16 protein-coding genes are annotated in these 19,680 nt (G+C 70.9%); 15 read left to right on the forward strand and 1 reads right to left on the reverse strand.

Annotation, left to right across the window (positions count from 1 at the left end; genetic code table 11):
• The first annotated feature begins 16 nt into the window (after window positions 1–16).
• The 12 genes from C9F13_RS13600 (at window position 17) to lpxC (ending at window position 14,540) form a co-directional block, all read left to right on the forward strand.
• On the forward strand, window positions 17–1,525 hold the full coding sequence (locus C9F13_RS13600) for a UDP-N-acetylmuramoyl-L-alanyl-D-glutamate--2,6-diaminopimelate ligase (protein WP_108446817.1): 1,509 nt from the start codon (window positions 17–19) through the stop codon (window positions 1,523–1,525).
• Entirely contained in the window at window positions 1,522–2,889 is a 1,368-nt protein-coding gene (locus C9F13_RS13605; RefSeq protein WP_108446818.1) for a UDP-N-acetylmuramoyl-tripeptide--D-alanyl-D-alanine ligase, read from the forward strand. The genes C9F13_RS13600 and C9F13_RS13605 overlap by 4 nt, the downstream gene beginning before the upstream one ends.
• Window positions 2,890–2,898: 9 nt before the next feature.
• Window positions 2,899–3,981, forward strand: a complete 1,083-nt coding sequence (gene mraY, locus C9F13_RS13610; protein ID WP_108446819.1) for a phospho-N-acetylmuramoyl-pentapeptide-transferase — start codon at window positions 2,899–2,901, stop codon at window positions 3,979–3,981.
• 37 nt (window positions 3,982–4,018) lie between these two features.
• Window positions 4,019–5,395: a UDP-N-acetylmuramoyl-L-alanine--D-glutamate ligase gene (gene murD, locus C9F13_RS13615; protein WP_108446820.1), complete on the forward strand. Its 1,377-nt coding sequence runs from the start codon at window positions 4,019–4,021 to the stop codon at window positions 5,393–5,395.
• Window positions 5,392–6,615 carry a putative lipid II flippase FtsW gene (ftsW, locus tag C9F13_RS13620; protein WP_108446821.1) on the forward strand — a complete coding sequence of 408 codons (1,224 nt, stop codon included), beginning with the start codon at window positions 5,392–5,394 and terminating at the stop codon, window positions 6,613–6,615. Before murD ends, ftsW begins: the two co-directional genes overlap by 4 nt.
• The gene (murG, locus tag C9F13_RS13625; RefSeq protein ID WP_108446822.1) at window positions 6,612–7,697 is read left to right on the forward strand and encodes an undecaprenyldiphospho-muramoylpentapeptide beta-N-acetylglucosaminyltransferase; all 1,086 of its coding nucleotides are present in this window, start codon (window positions 6,612–6,614) and stop codon (window positions 7,695–7,697) included. The genes ftsW and murG overlap by 4 nt, the downstream gene beginning before the upstream one ends.
• A gap of 61 nt (window positions 7,698–7,758) precedes the next feature.
• Window positions 7,759–9,171 (forward strand): UDP-N-acetylmuramate--L-alanine ligase, encoded by a 1,413-nt coding sequence (murC, locus tag C9F13_RS13630; RefSeq protein WP_108446823.1) that lies wholly within the window; start codon window positions 7,759–7,761, stop codon window positions 9,169–9,171.
• Window positions 9,168–10,085, forward strand: a complete 918-nt coding sequence (locus C9F13_RS13635; RefSeq protein ID WP_108446824.1) for a D-alanine--D-alanine ligase — start codon at window positions 9,168–9,170, stop codon at window positions 10,083–10,085. Before murC ends, C9F13_RS13635 begins: the two co-directional genes overlap by 4 nt.
• Window positions 10,086–10,088: 3 nt before the next feature.
• Entirely contained in the window at window positions 10,089–10,814 is a 726-nt protein-coding gene (locus C9F13_RS13640) for a cell division protein FtsQ/DivIB (protein WP_108446825.1), read from the forward strand.
• 194 nt (window positions 10,815–11,008) lie between these two features.
• Window positions 11,009–12,298: a cell division protein FtsA gene (gene ftsA, locus C9F13_RS13645; RefSeq protein WP_108446826.1), complete on the forward strand. Its 1,290-nt coding sequence runs from the start codon at window positions 11,009–11,011 to the stop codon at window positions 12,296–12,298.
• A 34-nt stretch (window positions 12,299–12,332) separates the two neighbouring features.
• Window positions 12,333–13,517 (forward strand): cell division protein FtsZ, encoded by a 1,185-nt coding sequence (gene ftsZ, locus C9F13_RS13650; protein ID WP_108446827.1) that lies wholly within the window; start codon window positions 12,333–12,335, stop codon window positions 13,515–13,517.
• 111 nt (window positions 13,518–13,628) lie between these two features.
• Window positions 13,629–14,540 carry a UDP-3-O-acyl-N-acetylglucosamine deacetylase gene (lpxC, locus tag C9F13_RS13655; protein WP_108446828.1) on the forward strand — a complete coding sequence of 304 codons (912 nt, stop codon included), beginning with the start codon at window positions 13,629–13,631 and terminating at the stop codon, window positions 14,538–14,540.
• An 89-nt stretch (window positions 14,541–14,629) separates the two neighbouring features.
• Here the strand turns inward: lpxC and C9F13_RS13660 are convergent, their stop codons facing one another.
• On the reverse strand, window positions 14,630–15,052 hold the full coding sequence (locus tag C9F13_RS13660) for a DUF721 domain-containing protein (RefSeq protein ID WP_108446829.1): 423 nt from the start codon (window positions 15,050–15,052) through the stop codon (window positions 14,630–14,632).
• Window positions 15,053–15,194: 142 nt separating this feature from the next.
• Here C9F13_RS13660 and C9F13_RS13665 point away from each other — a divergent pair, with 142 nt between their 5' ends.
• From C9F13_RS13665 to argJ, 3 genes are all read left to right on the forward strand, one after another.
• On the forward strand, window positions 15,195–15,548 hold the full coding sequence (locus C9F13_RS13665) for a hypothetical protein (protein WP_108446830.1): 354 nt from the start codon (window positions 15,195–15,197) through the stop codon (window positions 15,546–15,548).
• A gap of 69 nt (window positions 15,549–15,617) precedes the next feature.
• Window positions 15,618–18,353: a preprotein translocase subunit SecA gene (gene secA / locus C9F13_RS13670; RefSeq protein WP_108446831.1), complete on the forward strand. Its 2,736-nt coding sequence runs from the start codon at window positions 15,618–15,620 to the stop codon at window positions 18,351–18,353.
• A 51-nt stretch (window positions 18,354–18,404) separates the two neighbouring features.
• The gene (argJ, locus tag C9F13_RS13675; protein ID WP_108446832.1) at window positions 18,405–19,634 is read left to right on the forward strand and encodes a bifunctional glutamate N-acetyltransferase/amino-acid acetyltransferase ArgJ; all 1,230 of its coding nucleotides are present in this window, start codon (window positions 18,405–18,407) and stop codon (window positions 19,632–19,634) included.
• Window positions 19,635–19,680: the final 46 nt, after the last annotated feature.

Raw genomic sequence — 19,680 nt, forward strand, 5'->3', positions numbered from 1 at the left:
TGCCAGGAGAGACGAGATGCAGCTGAGTGCCGAGCGACTCGAAGCGGGCCTGGTCGGCCTCTGGCCCGACAGCCGCCATGCCCTGGCCGGCATCGGCCTGCCCGATGCCGTGCGCCTGGTCCTCGACAGCCGCCGGGTCGGCGCGGGCGACGTCTTCGTCGCGGTGCCCGGCGTGACGGTCGACGGCCGCGACTACATCGACCAGGCGCTGGCCGCCGGGGCGGCGCTGGTGCTGGCCCACGACGACGGCCGGGCCGGGCCGGAGAGCCCACGGGTGCTGTGGCTCGCCGGGCTGCGCGAGGCCCAGGGGGAACTGGGCCGGGTGCTGTTCGACGTGCCGGCGGCGCTGGAGCTGATCGGCGTGACCGGCACCAACGGCAAGAGCTCGGTGACCCACTACCTGGCCGAGCTGAGCCAGGCTCTCGGCGTGGAAGCGGGCCTGATCGGCACCCTCGGCCATGGCCGCCCCGGCGCCCTGGCGGCGGGCCGGCTGACCACGCCGGGGCCGCTGGCGCTGCAGGCGGCGCTCGGTGAGCTGGCCGCCGAGGGGGTGACGCGGGTCGCCATGGAGGCCTCCTCCCACGCCCTGGAGCAGGGGCGTCTCGACGGGGCCAGCGTGCGGGCGGCGGTGTTCACCAACCTGAGCCGCGATCACCTCGACTACCACGGCAGCATGGCGGCCTACGCCGCCGCCAAGGCGCGACTGTTCCGTCGCCACGAGCTCGAACTCGCCGTGGTCAACGGCGACGATCCCCTGGCGCGCCTGATGCTCGCCGGCGTGCATCGTGGCGTGCGGGTGCTGGCGGTGGGCCAGGACGAGGCGGTGACCCTGCGTGTCGTCGACTGGCTCGCCCATGCCGGCGGCCAGCGCGCGCTGATCGCCACCCCCGACGGCGAACGCGAGCTCGAGCTTGCGCTGATGGGGCGCTTCAGCCTGGACAACGTGCTGCTGGCCATCGCCACCCTGCACGGCCTGGGGCACTCCCTCGAGGCGCTCTTCGCGGCGGCGGCGACGCTATCTCCGGTGCCGGGACGCATGGCGCCGCTGTCGCGCCCGGGCGCGCCCACGGTGGTCATCGACTACGCCCACACGCCGGATGCCCTGGACAATGCCCTGGCGGCGCTGCGCGCCCACCTGCCGGGCGAGGGGCGGCTGTGGTGCCTGTTCGGCTGCGGCGGCGACCGCGACAGCGGCAAGCGGCCGCTGATGGCCCAGGCCGCGGCGCGTCATGCCGACGTGCTGGTGGTCACCGACGACAACCCCCGCGGCGAGGCGCCCGAGGCGATTCGCGCCCAGGTCCTCGCGGGCCTGGAGGAGAGCACCGGCGGCGAGGTGCGCGAGATCGACGGCCGTGGCGCGGCCATCGCCCGGGTGCTGGCCGAGGCCGCCCCCGATGACGTGGTGCTGATCGCCGGCAAGGGCCACGAGGACTACCAGGAGGTGGCGGGCGTGCGCCACGCCTTCTCCGATCTCGCCGAGGCCGAGCGCGGCCTGGCGCGCCGGGTCGGGGAGGGCGCACGATGAGCGGCGTCGGCCTGGGGACCCTGGCCGAGGTCGCGGCCGCCCTGGGTCTGCCCCGGCCCGATGAAGATCACGCCGTCGATGCCATCGTCACCGATACCCGGCGCCTCGCCCCCGGCGCGCTCTTCGTGGCGCTGGTGGGCGAGCGCTTCGACGCCCACGACTTCCTGGCCCAGGCCCGGGATGCCGGCGCCGTGGCGGCGCTGGTCGAGCGCCCGGTGGACGACCCGCTGCTCCAGCTGGTGGTGCCCGACACCCGGCTCGCCCTGGGGCTGCTCGCCCGGGCGCGGCGCCGGGCCTGGGCGGGCGACCTGGTCGCCGTCACCGGCAACAGCGGCAAGACCACGGTCAAGCAGATGCTGGCGACCCTGCTCGGCCGGCGCGGCGCGACGCTCGCCACCCAGGGCAACCTCAACAACGACATCGGCGCGCCCCTGACGCTGCTGGCCCTCGAGTCCGGCCACCGCCAGGCGGTGGTGGAGCTCGGCGCCAACCACCTGGGCGAGATCGCCTGGACCACGGCCCTGGCCGCGCCCCGGGTGGCAATCATCACCAACGTCACCGGCGCCCACGTCGGCGAGTTCGGCGGCACGGGGCGCATCGCCCAGGCCAAGGCCGAGATCCTTGCCGGCCTGCCCGACGACGGTGTGGCGGTGCTCAATCGCGACGACGCCTTCTTCGCCACCTGGGCAAGCCTCGCCGCCCCCCGGGAGGTGCTCGACTTCGGGCTCGATCCCCGGGCGCGGGTGCACGCCGCGGCGCTGGCCTGCGACGCCCTCGGGCGCTATGCTTTCACGCTTGTCCGGGACGGCCGCGAGCTCGGCCGGGTCCAGCTGGCCCTGATGGGGCGCCACAACGTGGCCAACGCCCTGGCCGCCGCGGCCGCGGCCCTGGCCATGGGGCTCGAGGCGGCCGAGGTGCTGGCCGGGCTCGCCGCGGTGGCACCGATGCCGGGCCGACTGAGCGCCGTGGAGGGCCTCAAGGCCACGCGCCTCTTGGACGATACATACAATGCCAACCCCGGCGCGGTGAAGGCGGCGCTCGATGTCCTCGTGACGCTGCCCGGTCCGCACTGGTGCCTGCTCGGCGCCATGGGAGAACTGGGGGGCGAGTCCGACCGGCTGCATGCCGAGCTCGGACACTATGCGCGGGAACGGGGCATCGACTTCCTGGGTACCCTGGGCGAGCCGGCACGGCCGGCCAGCCAGGCCTTCGGTGAAGGCGGGGCCCACTTCGACGATCGGGAGGCGCTGACGCGCCACGTCCTCCACCATCTACCGCCCGGGGCCAGCGTGCTGGTCAAGGGCTCGCGCAGCGCCGGCATGGAACACGTCGTGGCCGCCCTGCGCGCGGATGCATCAAGGTGAACGCACTACATGCTGCTCTTTCTGGCTGACTTCCTGGCGCAATTCCAGAGCGCCTTCAACGTTTTCGACTATCTGACCCTGCGCATGATCCTGGGGACCCTGACCGCCCTGGTGCTCTGCCTGTGGCTCGGGCCGCTGATGATCCGCCGCCTGGTGGAGCGCCAGATCGGCCAGGCGGTGCGCGACGACGGTCCCCAGTCCCACCTCTCCAAGGCCGGCACGCCGACCATGGGCGGGGCGATGATCCTGATGGCCATCGCGGTCAGCACCCTGCTGTGGGGCGATCTGACCAACCACTACGTCTGGCTGGTGCTGGCGGTGACCCTGGGCTTCGGCGCCATCGGCTGGGTCGACGACTTCCGCAAGGTGGTGGAGAAGAACCCGCGGGGCCTGCCGGCGCGCTGGAAGTACTTCTGGCAGTCGCTGATCGGCCTCTCGGCGGCGCTGGTGCTCTACGTCACGGCGGCCTCGCCGGTGGAGACCAGCCTGATCGTGCCGGTGTTCAAGGAGTTCGTGCTGCCGCTGGGCGTCTTCTACGTGGTGCTGACCTACCTGGTCATCGTCGGCAGCTCCAACGCGGTCAACCTCACCGACGGCCTCGACGGCCTGGCGATCATGCCCACGGTGCTGGTGGCCATGGGGCTCGCGGTGTTCGCCTATGCCAGCGGCAACACCGTCTTCTCCGACTACCTGCAGATCCCCTTCATTCCCGGCGCCGGCGAGCTGGCGGTGTTCTGTGCGACCATCGCCGGGGCCGGCCTTGGCTTCTTGTGGTTCAACACCTACCCGGCCCAGGTTTTCATGGGCGACGTGGGCGCGCTGGCGCTGGGCGCGGCGCTGGGCGTGGTCGCGGTGATCGTGCGCCAGGAGGTGGTGCTGTTCATCATGGGCGGGATCTTCGTCATGGAGACCGTCTCGGTGATCCTGCAGGTGGGCTCCTACAAGCTCACCGGGCGCCGCATCTTCCGCATGGCGCCGCTGCACCACCACTACGAGCTCAAGGGGTGGCCGGAGCCGCGGGTCATCGTGCGCTTCTGGATCATCACCGTGGTGCTGGTGCTGATCGGCCTGGCCACCCTCAAGGTCCGCTGATCGCCGCGGGCCGATCGCCATCCGCAAGGAGCGCAAGATGCACAAGGTGCCGAAGGGAGTGACGCTGGTGGTCGGGCTCGGGCTCTCCGGGCGGGCCATCTGTCGCCACCTCAGCCGGCTCGGCGTGCCCTTCATGGTCGCCGACACCCGCGCCGCGCCGCCCGGGCTCGAGGCCTTCCGGACCGCCCACCCGGACGTCGCCTTCCTGGGCGGACCGCTCAGCGACCTCGATCTTAGCGGGGTCGAGGAGGTGGTGCTGAGCCCCGGGGTCGATCCGGCCACGCCGGGCCTCGCCGCGCTCGCCGGGCGCACCCGCGGGGCCACGGGCGAGCCGCTGGTGGTCGGCGAGATCGCGCTCTTCGTGCGCGCGGCCCGGGCGCCCATCGCCGCCATCACCGGCTCGAACGCCAAGTCCACGGTCACCACCCTGGTCGGCGAGATGGCCCGCGAGGCCGGCGTGCGTGTCGCCGTGGGCGGCAACCTCGGTACTCCGGCCCTGGACCTGCTGGTCGAGGTGCCCGATGCCGAGCTCTTCGTGCTGGAGCTCTCCAGCTTCCAGCTCGAGACCACGCCCTCACTCGGCGCCGAGACGGCGGCCTTCCTCAACCTCTCCGAGGACCACCTCGACCGCCACGGCGACATGGCAGGCTACCGCGCCGCCAAGCTAGGCGTCTTCCGCGGCGCCCGGCATGGCGTGGTCAACGCCGAGGACCCCCTGACCTGGCCGGCGACGCCGCTGCCCGCCGAGGAGCGCTTCACCACCGCCGCCCCCGGGGCGGGGGAGTGGGGGATCGGGCGCTACCAGGGCGCCGACTGGCTGATGCATGGTGACACGCCGCTGATGTCGGCCGCCGAGATGCGCCTGCCCGGTCGCCACAACCAGGCCAACGCCCTGGCCGCCCTGGCGATGGGCACCCGGCTGGGGCTGCCCCTCGCCGCGATGCTCGCGGTGCTCAGGCGCTTCGCCGGACTGCCCCACCGCGGCGAGCTGGTCGCCGAGATCGACGGCGTGCGCTGGATCAACGACTCCAAGGGCACCAACGTCGGGGCGACCCTGGCCGCCATTGCGGGCCTGGGGCCGACCCTCGACGGGCGCCTGATCCTGCTCGCCGGCGGGGTCGGCAAGGGCGCCGATTTCCGCCCCCTGGCGGCGCCGCTGGCGCGCCACGGCCGCGAGGCGATCCTCTTCGGGCGCGACGCCGAGCGCCTCGCGCAGGCCCTGGCGGGCCGGCTGCCGCTGACCCGGGTCGACGACCTGGACGCGGCGATGGCCCGGGCCGCCGAGATCGCCGCGCCGGGCGACTGCGTGCTGCTCTCGCCGGCCTGCGCGAGTCTCGATCAGTTCCGCGACTACCAGGCCCGCGGCGAGGCCTTCCGCCAGACGGTGCTGCGGCTGGCCGAGGAGGGCGCATGAGCCGGTTCGCACGTCTTCGCCAGCGCCTGAGCACTGCCGATCAGCCCTTCGACGGCTGGCTGGTGCTCGCCGCGCTCTCGCTGCTGCTGATTGGCTGGGTGATGGTGACCTCGGCCTCCAGCGAGGTCGCCTCGAGCCTGACCGGCAACGCCTGGTACTTCAGCCTGCGCCACGGCACCTTCCTGCTGGCGGCGCTGGCCGCCGGGGCGCTGGCGCTGCGCGTGCCGCTGGCCTGGTGGAAGGCCAACGGCCCGCTGCTGCTGCTGGTGGGCCTCGCGCTGCTGGCGCTGGTGCTGCTGGTGGGCCGCGAGGTCAACGGCAGCCGTCGCTGGCTGTCGCTGCCCGGCGTGCCCTTCAACCTGCAGGCCTCCGAGGTCGCCAAGTTCTGCCTGATCATCTACATGGCCGGCTATCTGGAGCGTTTCCTGCCCCAGGTGCGCCGCGAGTGGGGCGCCTTCCTGCGCCCCCTGGTGGTCATGGCCGTGGTGGCGGGCCTGCTGATCCTCGAGCCTGACTACGGCGCCGTGGTGGTGATGACCGGCGCGGTGATGGGCATGCTGCTGATGGCCGGGGCCCCCTGGGGGCGTTTTCTGGTGCTGCTGCTGCTGGTCGGGGCGCTCGGCGCCCTGGCCGCCGTCGCCGAGCCCTATCGCATGGCGCGCCTGACCAGCTTCGCCGATCCCTGGGCCGACCAGTTCGCCAGCGGCTATCAGCTTACCCAGGCGCTGATCGCCTTCGGGCGGGGCCACTGGCTCGGCATGGGGCTTGGTAACAGCGTGCAGAAGCTCTTCTACCTGCCCGAGGCCCACACCGACTTCGTCTTCGCGGTGCTCGCCGAGGAGCTCGGCCTGGTCGGCGCGATCGCCGTGGTGGGGCTCTTCGCCCTGCTGATCTGGCGCGCCATGGCGGTGGGGCGGCGGGCCGAACTCGCCGGCCTGGCCTTCGCCGCCTCCGTGAGCTACGGCTTCGCCCTGGTCCTCGGCGCCCAGGCCTTCATCAACATCGCCGTGAGCACCGGCATGCTGCCCACCAAGGGCTTGACCCTGCCGCTGTTGAGCTACGGCGGCTCGAGCCTGGTGGTGAGCAGCGTGATGGTCGCCCTGCTGCTGCGCGCCGACATCGAGACCCGCGAGGTCCGCCGGCGCGCGCGCCCCACGGCCCGCCGGGCCGGGTCAGGCCAGTCACCCGGTGCCGGCAAGCGACAAGGAAGCACGTCATGAATCGACAGCCAGGACGCCGCGTCCTGATCATGGCCGGCGGCACCGGCGGCCACGTCATCCCCGCGCTGTCGCTGGCCCGGGGGCTGGCCGAGGAGGGCGTCGAGGTCGCCTGGCTCGGCAGCCCGCGGGGCATCGAGAACCGCCTGGTGCCCGAGGCCGGCATTCCCCTGTCGCGCATCGCGGTGAGCGGCCTGCGCGGCAATGGCCTGGCCGGCTGGCTGATGGCGCCGCTGAATCTCGCGCGCGCGGTCTGGCAGGCGCGGCGGGTGATCAGTGAGTTCGACCCCCAGCTGGTGGTGGGCCTCGGCGGCTTCGCCAGCGGCCCCGGGGGGCTCGCGGCCTGGCTGATGCGCCGGCCGCTGGTGATCCACGAGCAGAACGCCGTGGCCGGGCTGACCAATCGCGCCCTCTCGCGCCTGGCGCGCCGCGTCTACGCCGCCTTTCCCCAGGCCTTTCCCGGCCGGGCCGAGGTGATCGGCAATCCGGTGCGCGCCGAGATCGCCGCGCTCGGCCGCTCGCCCCGTCGCGCCGCCGAGATGGCGGGACGGCCCCTGCGCCTGCTGGTGGTAGGTGGCTCGCTGGGCGCCAAGGCTCTCAACGAGCGCCTGCCCGAGGCGCTCGCCGAGCTGCCCGGCGAGCGTCGCCCCGAGGTGCGCCACCAGGCCGGGCGCGACAAGGAGCGGGCGACCCGCGAGGCCTATACGGCCCAGGGGGTCGATGCCGAGGTCACGGCCTTCATCGACGACATGGCCGGCGCCTACGACTGGGCCGACCTGGTGGTCTGCCGGGCCGGCGCCCTTACCGTGGCCGAACTCGCCGCCGCGGCCAAGCCGGCGCTCTTCGTGCCCTTCCCCCACGCGGTGGACGATCACCAGACGGCCAATGCCCGGGCGCTGGTCGAGCAGCAGGCGGCCCGGCTGATGCCCCAGCAGGAAATGAGCGCAGCGGCGCTGGCCGAGTGCCTGGCGACGCTGCTGGACCCCGACACTCTCGCCACCATGGCGGCACGGGCCCGTGCCGGTGCCCATCTCGACGCCGTCGAGCGCCTGGTGGCCGGTTGCATGGAGACAGGTTTTGAGTGACGAGACCCTCGGGCCGGTTCCCGGTCAGGCAACACCCCCGCATCCCGGCCGCGGGCTGGGCATGCGCCGGATTCGACGCATCCACTTCGTCGGCATCGGCGGGGCCGGCATGTGCGGCATCGCCGAGGTGCTGGCGAATCAGGGCTACGCGGTCAGCGGCAGCGACCTGAAGGCCTCGCCAGTGGTGGCCCGCCTGCAAGAGTGCGGCATCCGCGTGGCCCTGGGGCACGCCGCCGAGCATGCCGCGGGCGCCGACGTGGTGGTGGTCTCCACCGCGGTGGACGAGACCAACCCCGAGATCCGCTGGGCCCACGAGCACCGCGTGCCGGTGGTGCGCCGCGCCGAGATGCTCGCCGAGCTGATGCGCTTTCGCCACGGCATCGCCGTGGCCGGCACCCACGGCAAGACCACCACCACCAGCCTCACGGCGACCCTGCTCGGCGAGGGCGGCCTCGATCCCACCTTCGTGATCGGCGGCAAGCTGACCAGCGCCGGCACCAATGCGCGGCTGGGCGAGGGCGACTACCTGGTGGCGGAGGCCGACGAGTCGGATGCCTCCTTCCTGCACCTGCAGCCCATGGTCTCCATCGTCACCAACATCGATGCCGACCACATGGCCACCTACGGCGGCGACTTCGAGCGGCTCAAGGGCACCTTCATCGAGTTCCTGCACAACCTGCCGTTCTACGGCCTGGCGATCCTGTGCATCGACGATCCCCACGTGCGCGGCCTGCTCGACCAGGTCAGCCGCCGCTTCGTGACCTACGGCTTCAGCGAGGACGCCGACTACCGCATCGAGGACTTCGACCAGCGGGCCGGCGAGGTGCGCTTCACCGCCGTGCGCCCCGAGGGGCTGGCTCCCCTCGAGGTGCGCCTGGCCATGCCGGGCCGCCACAACGCGCTCAACGCCCTGGCGGCGATCGTGGTGGCGAGCGACGCCGGCGTCTCCGACGACGCCATCCTGCGCGGGCTCAGGCACTTCGAGGGCGTGGGACGTCGCTTCCAGGTGCACGGCCACTATCTCGCCCCCGAGGGCGAGGGCCAGGTGATGCTGGTCGACGACTACGGCCACCACCCCCGCGAGGTGGAGATGGTGATCGACGCGGTCCGGGCGGGCTGGCCCGACCGGCGCCTGGTGATGGTCTACCAGCCGCACCGCTACTCGCGCACCCGCGACCTCTATGAAGACTTCGTGCGCGTGCTGGCCGGGGTCGACACCCTGCTGCTGCTCGACGTCTACAGCGCCGGGGAGGCACCGCTGGCCGGCGCCGACGGCCGCACCCTGGCCGGCTCGATCCGCCAGCGCGGCGCGGTCGATCCGATCTTCGTGCAGGACAAGAGCGAGCTGCCGGGGCTGCTGGCCCGCGTGCTGCGCCCCGACGATATCCTGATCACCCAGGGGGCCGGCGACGTGGGCGGCATCGCCCAGCGGCTGAGCGATGCCGCCCTTAATCTCGACGAGGTGACGCTATGAGCGATGACATGGGCCGCGTGGCGGTGCTGTTCGGCGGGGCCTCCGCCGAGCGCGAGGTGTCCTTGAAGAGCGGGGCCGCCGTGCTGGCCGCCCTCGAGCGCCAGGGCGTGGACGCCATCGGCTTCGATCCCGCCGACGGCGGGCTGGTGGGCCTCGAGGCGCTGGCGCCGGATCGCGTCTTCATCGCCCTGCACGGCCGCGGCGGCGAGGACGGCACCCTGCAGGGGGCGCTAGAGCTGCTCGACATCCCCTATACCGGCAGCGGCGTGCTGGCCTCGGCGCTGGGCATGGACAAGCAGCGCACCAAGCTGGTCTGGCAGGCCCTGGGGCTGCCGACCCCCGAGAGCGTGATGCTCGGCCCCGACGCCGACTGGCAGGCGGTGATCGAGCGGCTCGGGCTGCCGCTGATCGTCAAGCCGGTGCACGAGGGCTCGACCCTCGGTATCAGCATCGTCGACAGCCGCGACGCCCTGGAGGCGGCCTACCGCGATGCCGCCCGCTTCGATGCCCGGGTGATGGCCGAGCGCTTCATCCAGGGAGAGGAATACACCGTGTCGCTGCTCGGCGACGAGGTCCTGCCGGCCATCCGCGTCGAGGTGCCCGGCGGCTTCTACGACTACGAGGCCAAGTACGTCTCCGACGACACGCTCTACCACCTGCCCTGCGGGCTCTCCGCCGACGAGGAGGCCGAGCTCGCCGCGCTCTGTCGCGAGGCCTTCGCCGCCATCGGCGCCGAGGGCTGGGGACGCATCGACGTGATGCGCGACGGGGCAGGGCGCTTCTGGCTGATCGAGGTCAACACCGTGCCGGGGATGACCGACCACAGCCTGGTCCCCCAGTCAGCGGCCCACGCCGGCATCGATTTCGATGCCCTGGTGCTGCGCATCCTCGCCACGGCCGAGGCGCGGCGCTAGCCCATGGCGGCGCGTGGAAGCCTCGTCGGGGTGCTGCTGCTGGCGCTGTTGCTGGGCGCCGGGGGGCGGGCCCTGTGGGTGTGGCTGGATCGTCCCATCGAGCGGGTCTCGGTGCGCGGCGAGCTCACCCATGTCAGTGCCGACTACCTGCGCAGCCGGCTGGCGCCGCTGATCCAGGGCCAGAGCTGGCTCTCCGTCGACCTCGCGGCGCTGCGTCGCGAGGCCCGGGAGATCGGCTGGCTGAAGGAGGTGCGCGTCAGCCGCGAGTGGCCCGATGCGCTGACCTTCGAGCTGGTCGAGCAGGTGCCGGTGGCGCGCTGGAGCGATGGACGCCTGCTCAACCCCGAGGGCGAGCCCTTCGCCGCCGGTCCGGTGTCGCCGCCCGACGACCTGCCGGACCTGGCCGGCCCGCCCGGCAGCGGCGCCGAGGTCCTGGACTACCGGGCCCGGCTCGCCGCGCAGTTCGCGTCCCTGGGCCTCGAGGTGCGTCAGCTGCGCCTGGAGCCGCGCGGCGCCTGGCGCTTCCAGCTCGACAGCGGCGTCTGGGTGATGCTGGGGCGCAACGACCGCGCCTCGCGGCTGGGTCGCCTGGTCGCCGCCTGGGAGCGCGAGCTGGGTCCTCTGGCGTCGCATATCCGCTACATCGACCTGCGCTATCCCAACGGCGTGGCCGTGGCCTGGCATGGCGAAACCCAACCGCTCGAGGGCGAGTCCGCAACGGAAGGGTGATCAATCGATGGAATAACTCGCCCATGAGGGGGGTATTTCGGGTGTTTCTTTCGCGGCAAAATCGCCGTATCGTGTCCGGTGTTTCAACAATCGGGCTGGTGGAACATGGGATGTTGTTCCTATAATTGCCCCAGGCTAACTTTTCAGGATTAATCTTCCCCTTCGGGGTCAGGTTCTAGGAGACTTCCCGACTCATGGCAGGTCCATCCAATGCGTCCAATATGGTAGTCGGGCTGGATATCGGAACATCCAAGGTCGTGGCGATCGTGGGTCAGCCCACCGACGATGGCGGGATCGAAATCGCCGGTATCGGCTCACATCCGTCACGCGGCATGAAGAAAGGCGTGGTGATCAATATCGAATCCACGGTGCAGTCGATCCAGCGCGCCGTGGAAGAGGCCGAGCTGATGGCCGGCTGCGATATCCACTCGGTCTATGTCGGCATCGCCGGCAGTCATATCAGTTCGATGAATTCCGATGGCGTGGTGGCGATCAAGGAGCGCGAGGTCGCCTCCACCGATATCGATCGTGTCATCGACTCCGCCCGGGCCCGCGCCATCTCGGAAGGGCAGCGGGTGCTGCACGTCCTGCCCCAGGAATTCGCCATCGATACCCAGGGCGGCATCCGCGAGCCGCTCGGCATGTCCGGGGTTCGCCTCGAGGCGCGGGTGCATCTGGTCACCGCGGCCCTGAATGCCGTCCAGAACATCGAGAAGTGCGTGCGGCGCTGCGGGCTCGAGGTGGATTCGATCATCCTCGAGCAGCTGGCCTCCAGTCATGCGGTGCTGACCGAGGACGAGCGTGAGCTCGGCGTCTGCATGGTCGACATCGGCGGCGGCACCACCGACATCGCGGTCTTCACCGAGGGCGCCATTCGCCATACGGCGGTGATTCCCATCGCCGGCGATCAGGTCACCAACGATATCGCCATGGCCCTGCGTACGCCCACGCAGCACGCCGAGGAGATCAAGGTCAAGTACGCCTGCGCGCTGACGCAGCTGGCCGCCAGCGACGAGATGATCAAGGTGCCGAGCGTCGGCGACCGGCCGGCCCGGGACCTCTCCCGCCAGTCGCTGGCCGAGGTGGTGGAGCCCCGCTACGAGGAACTCTTCACCCTGGTGCGCGACGAGCTGCGGCGCAGTGGCTTCGAGGACCTCGTCGCCGCCGGCGTGGTCCTGACCGGCGGCACTGCCCGCATGGAGGGCGTGGTGGAGCTCGCCGAGGAGATCTTCCACATGCCGGTACGCATCGCCTGCCCGCAGAACGTGCGTGGGCTGGCCGACGTGGTGCGCAATCCGATTTATTCGACGGGTGTCGGCCTGCTGCATTACGCTCTACTGGAAACCCGTCAAGGGCATGGCCGCCAGGGGGCCGGGGGTAGCATGTCGGCGCAGCCGAGACGTGACGACAATACCCGGCGTGACGCAGGGGAAGGGACTCCGGCGTTGGCAAGGATCAAGGGCTGGTTCAAAGGAAATTTCTGACAGGGCCGCGATCGCGGTTCAGGAGACGGGACTTATGTTCGAACTGGTAGATAGCGCACCCTCCAGCAGTGCAGTCATCAAGGTCATCGGTGTCGGGGGCGGTGGCGGCAACGCCGTCAACCACATGGTCGAGAGCAACATCGAGGGCGTCGAGTTCATCTGCGCCAATACCGATGCCCAGGCGCTCAAGCGGGTCGCCGCCAAGACCGTGCTCCAGCTCGGCAGCGAGATCACCAAGGGCCTCGGTGCCGGCGCCAACCCCGATGTCGGCCGTCAGGCCGCCATGGAGGATCGCGAGCGCATCGCCGAGCTGCTCGGTGGGGCCGACATGGTCTTCATCACCGCCGGCATGGGGGGCGGCACCGGCACCGGCGGCGCGCCCGTGGTCGCGCAGGTGGCCAAGGAGCTCGGCATCCTCACCGTCGCCGTGGTGACCCGGCCCTTCCCGTTCGAGGGTCCCAAGCGCATGCGTGCCGCCGAGGAGGGGATGAAGGAGCTCTCCGAGCACGTCGACTCGCTGATCACCATTCCCAACGAGAAGCTGCTCTCGGTGCTCGGCAAGAGCGCGACCCTGCTGACCGCCTTCAGCGCGGCCAACGACGTGCTGCTCGGTGCCGTGCAGGGTATCGCCGAGCTGATCACCAGCCCCGGCATCATCAACGTCGACTTCGCCGACGTGCGCACCGTGATGTCCGAGATGGGCATGGCGATGATGGGCACCGGCGGCGCCACCGGCGAGAACCGCGCCCGCGAGGCTGCCGAGAAGGCGATCCGCAGCCCGCTGCTCGAGGACATCGATCTCCACGGCGCCCGCGGCATCCTGGTCAACATCACCGCCGGCCCGGATCTCTCCATCGGCGAGTTCAACGACGTGGGCGCCACCGTCCAGGAGTTCGCCTCCCAGGACGCGACCATCGTGGTCGGTACCTCCATCGACATGGACATGACCGACGAGCTGCGCGTGACCGTGGTCGCGGCCGGCCTCGACGGGCGCCAGGCCCAGAAGCCGGCCGCCCGCGAGGCTTCCTCGCGCCGCACCGAGGCCAGCAGCTACCGCCAGCGTCCGCCGGCGGCCGCCAGCCGTGGCCAGGCCGCGACGGCATCCAAGCCGGAGCCTCAGGAGGCCCCGCGGCCCCAGGCGCAGCCGGAGAAGCGTCCGTCCCAGGAGCTCGATGACTATCTCGATATTCCCGCCTTTCTGCGCCGCCAGGCCGATTGAGGCGGCCTATCGCGGGGATAGGGGGCGCCGGGTGATCTTTCTTTGTTGAAACGGCCGTTCGGTGTTATAGTGAACGGTGTTTGATAACCAATGACTGCCTGGCGACTGCCCATGATCAGACAACGAACCCTGAAGAACGTCATCCGCGCCACCGGCGTCGGCCTGCACTCCGGCAAGAAGGTCTACCTGACGCTTCGCCCGGCGCCGGTCGACACCGGGATCGTGTTCGTACGCACCGACCTCGAGCCCGAGGTGCAGATCCCGGCGCGCGCCGAGCATGTCACCGACACCACCCTGTGTACCGCGCTCTCCGCGGGCGGGGCCAAGGTCGCGACCGTCGAGCACCTGATGTCGGCCTTCGCCGGCCTCGGCATCGACAACGCCTACGTCGACGTCAGCGCCCCCGAGGTGCCGATCATGGACGGCAGCGCAGGACCCTTCGTGTTCCTGATTCAGTCGGCGGGCATCGCCGAGCAGAACGCCGCCAAGAAGTTCATCCGCATCAAGCGCGAGATCGCGGTGCGCGAGGACGACAAGGAGGCGATCTTCCTGCCCCATCAGGGCTTCAAGGTCTCCTTCGCCATCGACTTCGACCACCCGGTGTTCGAGGGGCAGTCGCAGACCGCGATGGTGGACTTCTCCACCACTTCCTTCGTCAAGGAGGTGTCCCGGGCGCGGACCTTCGGCTTCATGCGTGACCTCGAGTACTTGCGTGCCAACAACCTGGCGCTCGGGGGCAGCCTCGACAACGCCATCGTGGTCGACGACTACCGCATCGTGAACGAGGGCGGCCTGCGCTACGACGACGAGTTCGTTAAGCACAAGGTGCTCGACGCCATCGGCGATCTCTACCAGCTCGGCCACAGCCTGATCGGCGAGTTCCGCGGCGTGAAGTCGGGCCATGCCCTGAACAACCAGCTGTGCCGTGCGCTGATGGCCCAGCCGGAAGCCTGGGAGCTGGTCACCTTCGAGGGCGAGGCCGAGAAGGCGCCGATCTCCTACGCGGCGCCCGCCATGGCCTGAGGCCGCGCCCCTCACCGGCAGTCACCAGAACGCCGCCATCCGACAGGATGGCGGCGTTTTCGTCTGCGTCGAGGCGGGCGCGTCGCGGCTCAGGATTTCTCGGCGTGGGCGGCCAGTCGCTCCAGGGCGCGCTTGAGGCCGGGGTCGTCGACATCGGCGGCGCAGCTCGTGATCTCGTCGGCGGCCTTCGTCGGCAGGTGGCGGGGCTGGCGCAGCGGCGGCCGGGTCGGGCGCACGGGGCGCACCTTGAGGCTGAAGCCGGTGACTGCCTCGAAGCCCGGCAGCTGATGCAGCAGGCCGAGCAGCCTCGGCTGCTCGTAGCGCAGCCGGGTCAGCCACACCGCGCGGTCGGTGATCAGCGCCAGCTTCCCCTGGTGAAAGCCGCCGACGAAGAGGTGCTCGCGCATCTCCTCGGGCAGGTGGTCGCGCAGGTGGGACTGGGCGCGTTCGACCAGGGTGGCCATGCGCATCAGGGCGCCCAGCTCGCCGCGACCCTCCAGCAGGCGGGACATGGGCTGTGCGCGGAACCGCTTAACCTTTATACTCATCGGCTTGATTCTCGGGGTCGAAGCCCTGACGTTATCCGTCGGCCGCCATGATCCAGGCGGCCCCTGATCAGCCAGAGCCTAGCACGCACCGGAGGCCCTCGACAGCATGCCCGCCATCACCGACAACGGCGCCGCGCCTCAGGGCTCGCGGCGCATGCGCCGCGCGACGCGCTGGTGGCTGGCCGGTCTGCTGGTGGGGTGCCTGTTGCCGGCGGGCCTCGCCCAGCTGGACTCCCTGCGTCCCGTGGAGCGGGCCGCCCAGGTCAGCCTGCTGGTGCCCGTGCTGCTGCGGGTGCGCTCCCGCCTCCAGGCGCGCCGTCGTGCCCTGGGGCGCTGGGTCCGCCGTCGCCTTGGCTGGCCGCCGGCCGCGCGCCGTCGTCGCTGGCGTCCCGCGCCTCCCTCGCTTCCGGTGGCCGCCCACGACGTCCTGTCGCGTCGTGGCCCTCCCACGCGCTGTTGAGCCACCGTCCCGGAGAGGTCGCGGGCCCCTGCCCGCGATGCGACATCATACGCAGCCACTGGATCCTTCATGATCAATAACCTGTTACGCAAGGTCGTCGGCTCGAAGAACGACCGCGACGTCAAGCGCATGAACCGCCAGGTCGCGGACGTGACCGCCCTGGAAGCCGACCACCAGGCGCTCGACGAGGCCGCCCTCAAGGGCCGCACCGAGCAGTTCCGCGAACGCCTAGAGGGCGGCGAGTCCCTCGATGCGCTGCTGCCGGAGGCCTTCGCCACGGTCCGCGAGGCCAGCCGCCGCGTCATGGGCATGCGCCATTTCGACGTGCAGATGGTCGGCGGCCTGACCCTGCACAGCGGGCGCATCGCCGAGATGAAGACCGGCGAGGGCAAGACCCTGGTGGCGACCCTGGCCGTCTACCTCAATGCGCTGCCCGGCAAGGGCGTGCACGTGGTCACGGTCAACGACTACCTGGCCCGCCGCGACGCCGAGTGGATGCGTCCTCTCTACGAATACCTGGGGCTCTCGGTGGGCGTCATCTACGCCGGCCAGACCCCTGAGGAGAAGCGCCACGCCTACGCCTGCGACATCACCTACGGCACCAACAACGAGTTCGGCTTCGACTACCTGCGCGACAACATGGCCTTCTCGCTGGAAGAGAAGGTGCAGCGCGACCTGCACTTCGCGATCATCGACGAGGTTGACTCGATCCTCATCGACGAGGCGCGGACCCCGCTGATCATCTCCGGCGCGGTGGACGAGAACACCGAGCTCTACCAGGTGGTCGACCGGCTGGCCCACCACCTCGAGCAGTGCAGCGACGAGGAGGACCCCGAGAGCGGCGACTTCACCCTCGACGAGAAGCAGAAGCAGGTGGAGCTCACCGAGGGCGGTCACCACAAGGTCGAGGCGCTGATGCGCGAGCAGGGGCTGCTCGGCGAGGCCGACTCCCTCTACGCGGCCCAGAACCTCAACCTGCTGCAGCACATGCATTCGGCGCTGCGCGCCCGCCACCTCTACCACCGCGACGTCGACTACATCGTCAAGGATGGCCAGGTGGTGATCGTCGACGAGCACACCGGCCGCAGCATGCCGGGGCGGCGCTGGTCCGAGGGCCTGCACCAGGCGGTGGAGGCCAAGGAGGGGGTGACGGTCCAGCGCGAGAGCCAGACGCTCGCCTCGACCACCTTCCAGAACTACTTCCGCCTCTACGAGAAGCTCTCGGGCATGACCGGCACCGCCGACACCGAGGCCTTCGAGTTCCGCCAGATCTACGGCCTGGACGTGGTGGTGATTCCCACCAACCGGCCGCTGGTCCGCAAGGATCTCAACGACCTGGTCTACCTGACCGCCGAGGAGAAGTTCGAGGCGATCATCGAGGACGTCCAGACCCAGACCGAGGCCGGTCGACCGGTGCTGGTCGGCACCGCCTCCATCGAGACCAGCGAGTACCTGGCCGAGCTGATGAAGCGCGCCGACATGGCCTTCAACGTCCTCAACGCCAAGCAGCACCAGAGCGAGGCGCAGATCATCGCCCAGGCCGGTCGTCCCGGCGCCGTGACCATCGCCACCAACATGGCCGGCCGCGGCACCGACATCGTGCTCGGCGGCAACTGGGAGGCCGAGGCGGCCACGCTGGACAATCCCGGCGAGGCGGAGCTCGAGCGGCTCAAGGCGGAGTGGCAGGCACGCCACGACGCGGTGCTCGAGGCCGGCGGCCTGCACGTGGTCGGCTCCGAGCGCCACGAATCCCGGCGCATCGACAACCAGCTGCGCGGGCGTGCCGGCCGCCAGGGCGACCCGGGCTCGACGCGCTTCTTCCTGTCGCTGGAAGACAACCTGATGCGGCTGTTCGGCTCCGACCGGGTCCAGCGGCTGATGCAGGCGCTGGGGCTGGAGCGCGGCGAGGCGATCGAGCACAAGATGGTCTCCAACGCCGTCGAGCGGGCCCAGAAGAAGGTCGAGGGGCGTAACTTCGATATCCGCAAGCAGCTGCTCGAGTACGACGACGTGGCCAACGACCAGCGGCGCGTGATCTACGAGCAGCGTAACGAGATCCTCGCCGCCGAGGACGTCTCCGAGAACGTCGCCGGCATTCGCGAGGAGGTGCTGGACCTCGCCATCAGCGAGTTCGTGCCGCCCCAGAGCCTGCCCGAGCAGTGGGACCTGGCCGGTCTCCAGGATCACCTCAAGAGCGAGTTCAACCTGGACGCCCCGGTCGTCGAGTGGGCCGAGCAGGACGAGCGCTTCCACGAGGAGCAGCTGCGCGAGCGGCTGCAGACCATGCACCGCGAGGCCTATGCGGCCAAGGTCGCCGAGGCCGGCGAGACGCTGATGCGTCGCTTCGAGAAGCAGGCGATGCTACAGGTGCTCGATACCCGCTGGAAGGAGCACCTGCAGTCCATGGATCACCTGCGCCGCGGGATCCACCTGCGGGGCTACGCCCAGAAGAACCCCAAGCAGGAGTACAAGCGCGAGTCCTTCGAGCTGTTCCAGCACCTGCTGACCAACATCAAGGCCGACGTGACGCGCATCCTGAGCCACGTCCAGGTGCGCCGTCCCGAGGAGGTCGAGGCGCTCGAGCGCCAGCGTCGCGAGGCGCTGGAGCGGGAGAAGGCGTCGGCGGCGAGCCGTCATGAGGAGCCTGCCCTGGCCGGTGCCGGGGGCGGCGAGGCGCCGGGTGCCCCGGCACCGGGCGCCGATGGCCGCCCGCTGCGCCGCGAGGGCCCCAAGGTGGGCCGCAACGACCCCTGCCCCTGCGGGTCGGGCAAGAAGTTCAAGCAGTGCTGCGGCAAGCTGAGCTGAGGGACTGAGGCGAAGGCCGGGCGGGTCCCGGCCGACAGAGGAGACGAAGCGATGGCAGTGGGCGAGACACGTTTTCCGGAGATGCCGGTGATCGAGGGGCTGCGGCTGGGCACCGCCATGGCCGGCATCAAGAAGCCCGGTCGACGCGACCTGGTGGTGATCGAGGTCCCCGACGGGGCCCGGGTAGCGGGGACCTTCACTCGCAACGCCTTCTGCGCGGCGCCGGTGACGGTGGCCCGCGAGCATCTCGCCGCCTGTGCGGCGCGCGGCGAGGGCGCGCGCTACCTGGTGATCAACACCGGCAATGCCAATGCCGGCACCGGTGCGACGGGGCTCAGTGATGCCCGGGCCACCTGCGCGGAGCTCGCGCGGCTGGCCGGGGTGGAGGAAGCGAGCGTGCTGCCGTTCTCCACCGGGGTGATCGGCGAGCCGCTGCCCATGGAGCGCCTGCTCGCCGGCCTGCCCGGCGCGGTGCAGACCCTCGACGACGGGCCCGATGCCTGGCGCGAGGCGGGCGAGGGCATCCTCACCACCGACACCCGGACCAAGGGCGCCAGCGTCACCCTCGCGCTGGGCGAGGCGACGGTGACCATCAACGGCATCGCCAAGGGCTCGGGCATGATCCGCCCCGACATGGCCACCATGCTCGCCTTCGTGGCCACCGATGCCGCCATCGAGCAGTCGCTGCTCGACCGGCTGCTGCGCGAGGCGGTGGAGCGCTCCTTCAACTGCATCACCGTGGACAGCGACACCTCGACCAACGACGCCTGCCTGCTGATCGCCACCGGGCGCGGCGCGGCGGTGGTCGACGGCGAGGCCCTCGCGCGCTTCCGCGAGGGGCTCCTTCTGGTGATGACCGAGCTCGCCCAGGCGGTGATCCGCGACGGCGAGGGGGCGACCAAGTTCGTCACCCTGCGCGTCGAGCAGGCGCGCAGCCGCCAGGAGGCGCTGGACGTGGCCTTCACCGTGGCGCACTCGCCGCTGGTCAAGACGGCCCTCTACGCCTCCGATGCCAACTGGGGGCGCATCCTCGCCGCGGTGGGGCGCGCGCCCGTCGAGGACTTCGACGTCGACCGCGTCACCATCGACCTGGGCGAGGTCCGCCTGGTCGAGCACGGCGGTCGCGCCCCCGGTTATTCCGAGGAGGCCGGCAGCGCGGTGATGGCCCTCGAGGAGATCGAGATCCGCATCGCCCTCGGTCGCGGGGAGCAGGAAGCGACGGTCTGGACCTCGGACCTCTCCCACGACTACGTGAGCATCAACGCCGACTATCGTAGCTGACCGAACCCTTCGGTCGGCAGTCAGACAGAAACCCCACGCGGCGCCT

Origin of the sequence: Halomonas denitrificans (assembly GCF_003056305.1) — a bacterium.
Classification (GTDB): Bacteria; Pseudomonadota; Gammaproteobacteria; order Pseudomonadales; family Halomonadaceae; genus Halomonas; species Halomonas denitrificans.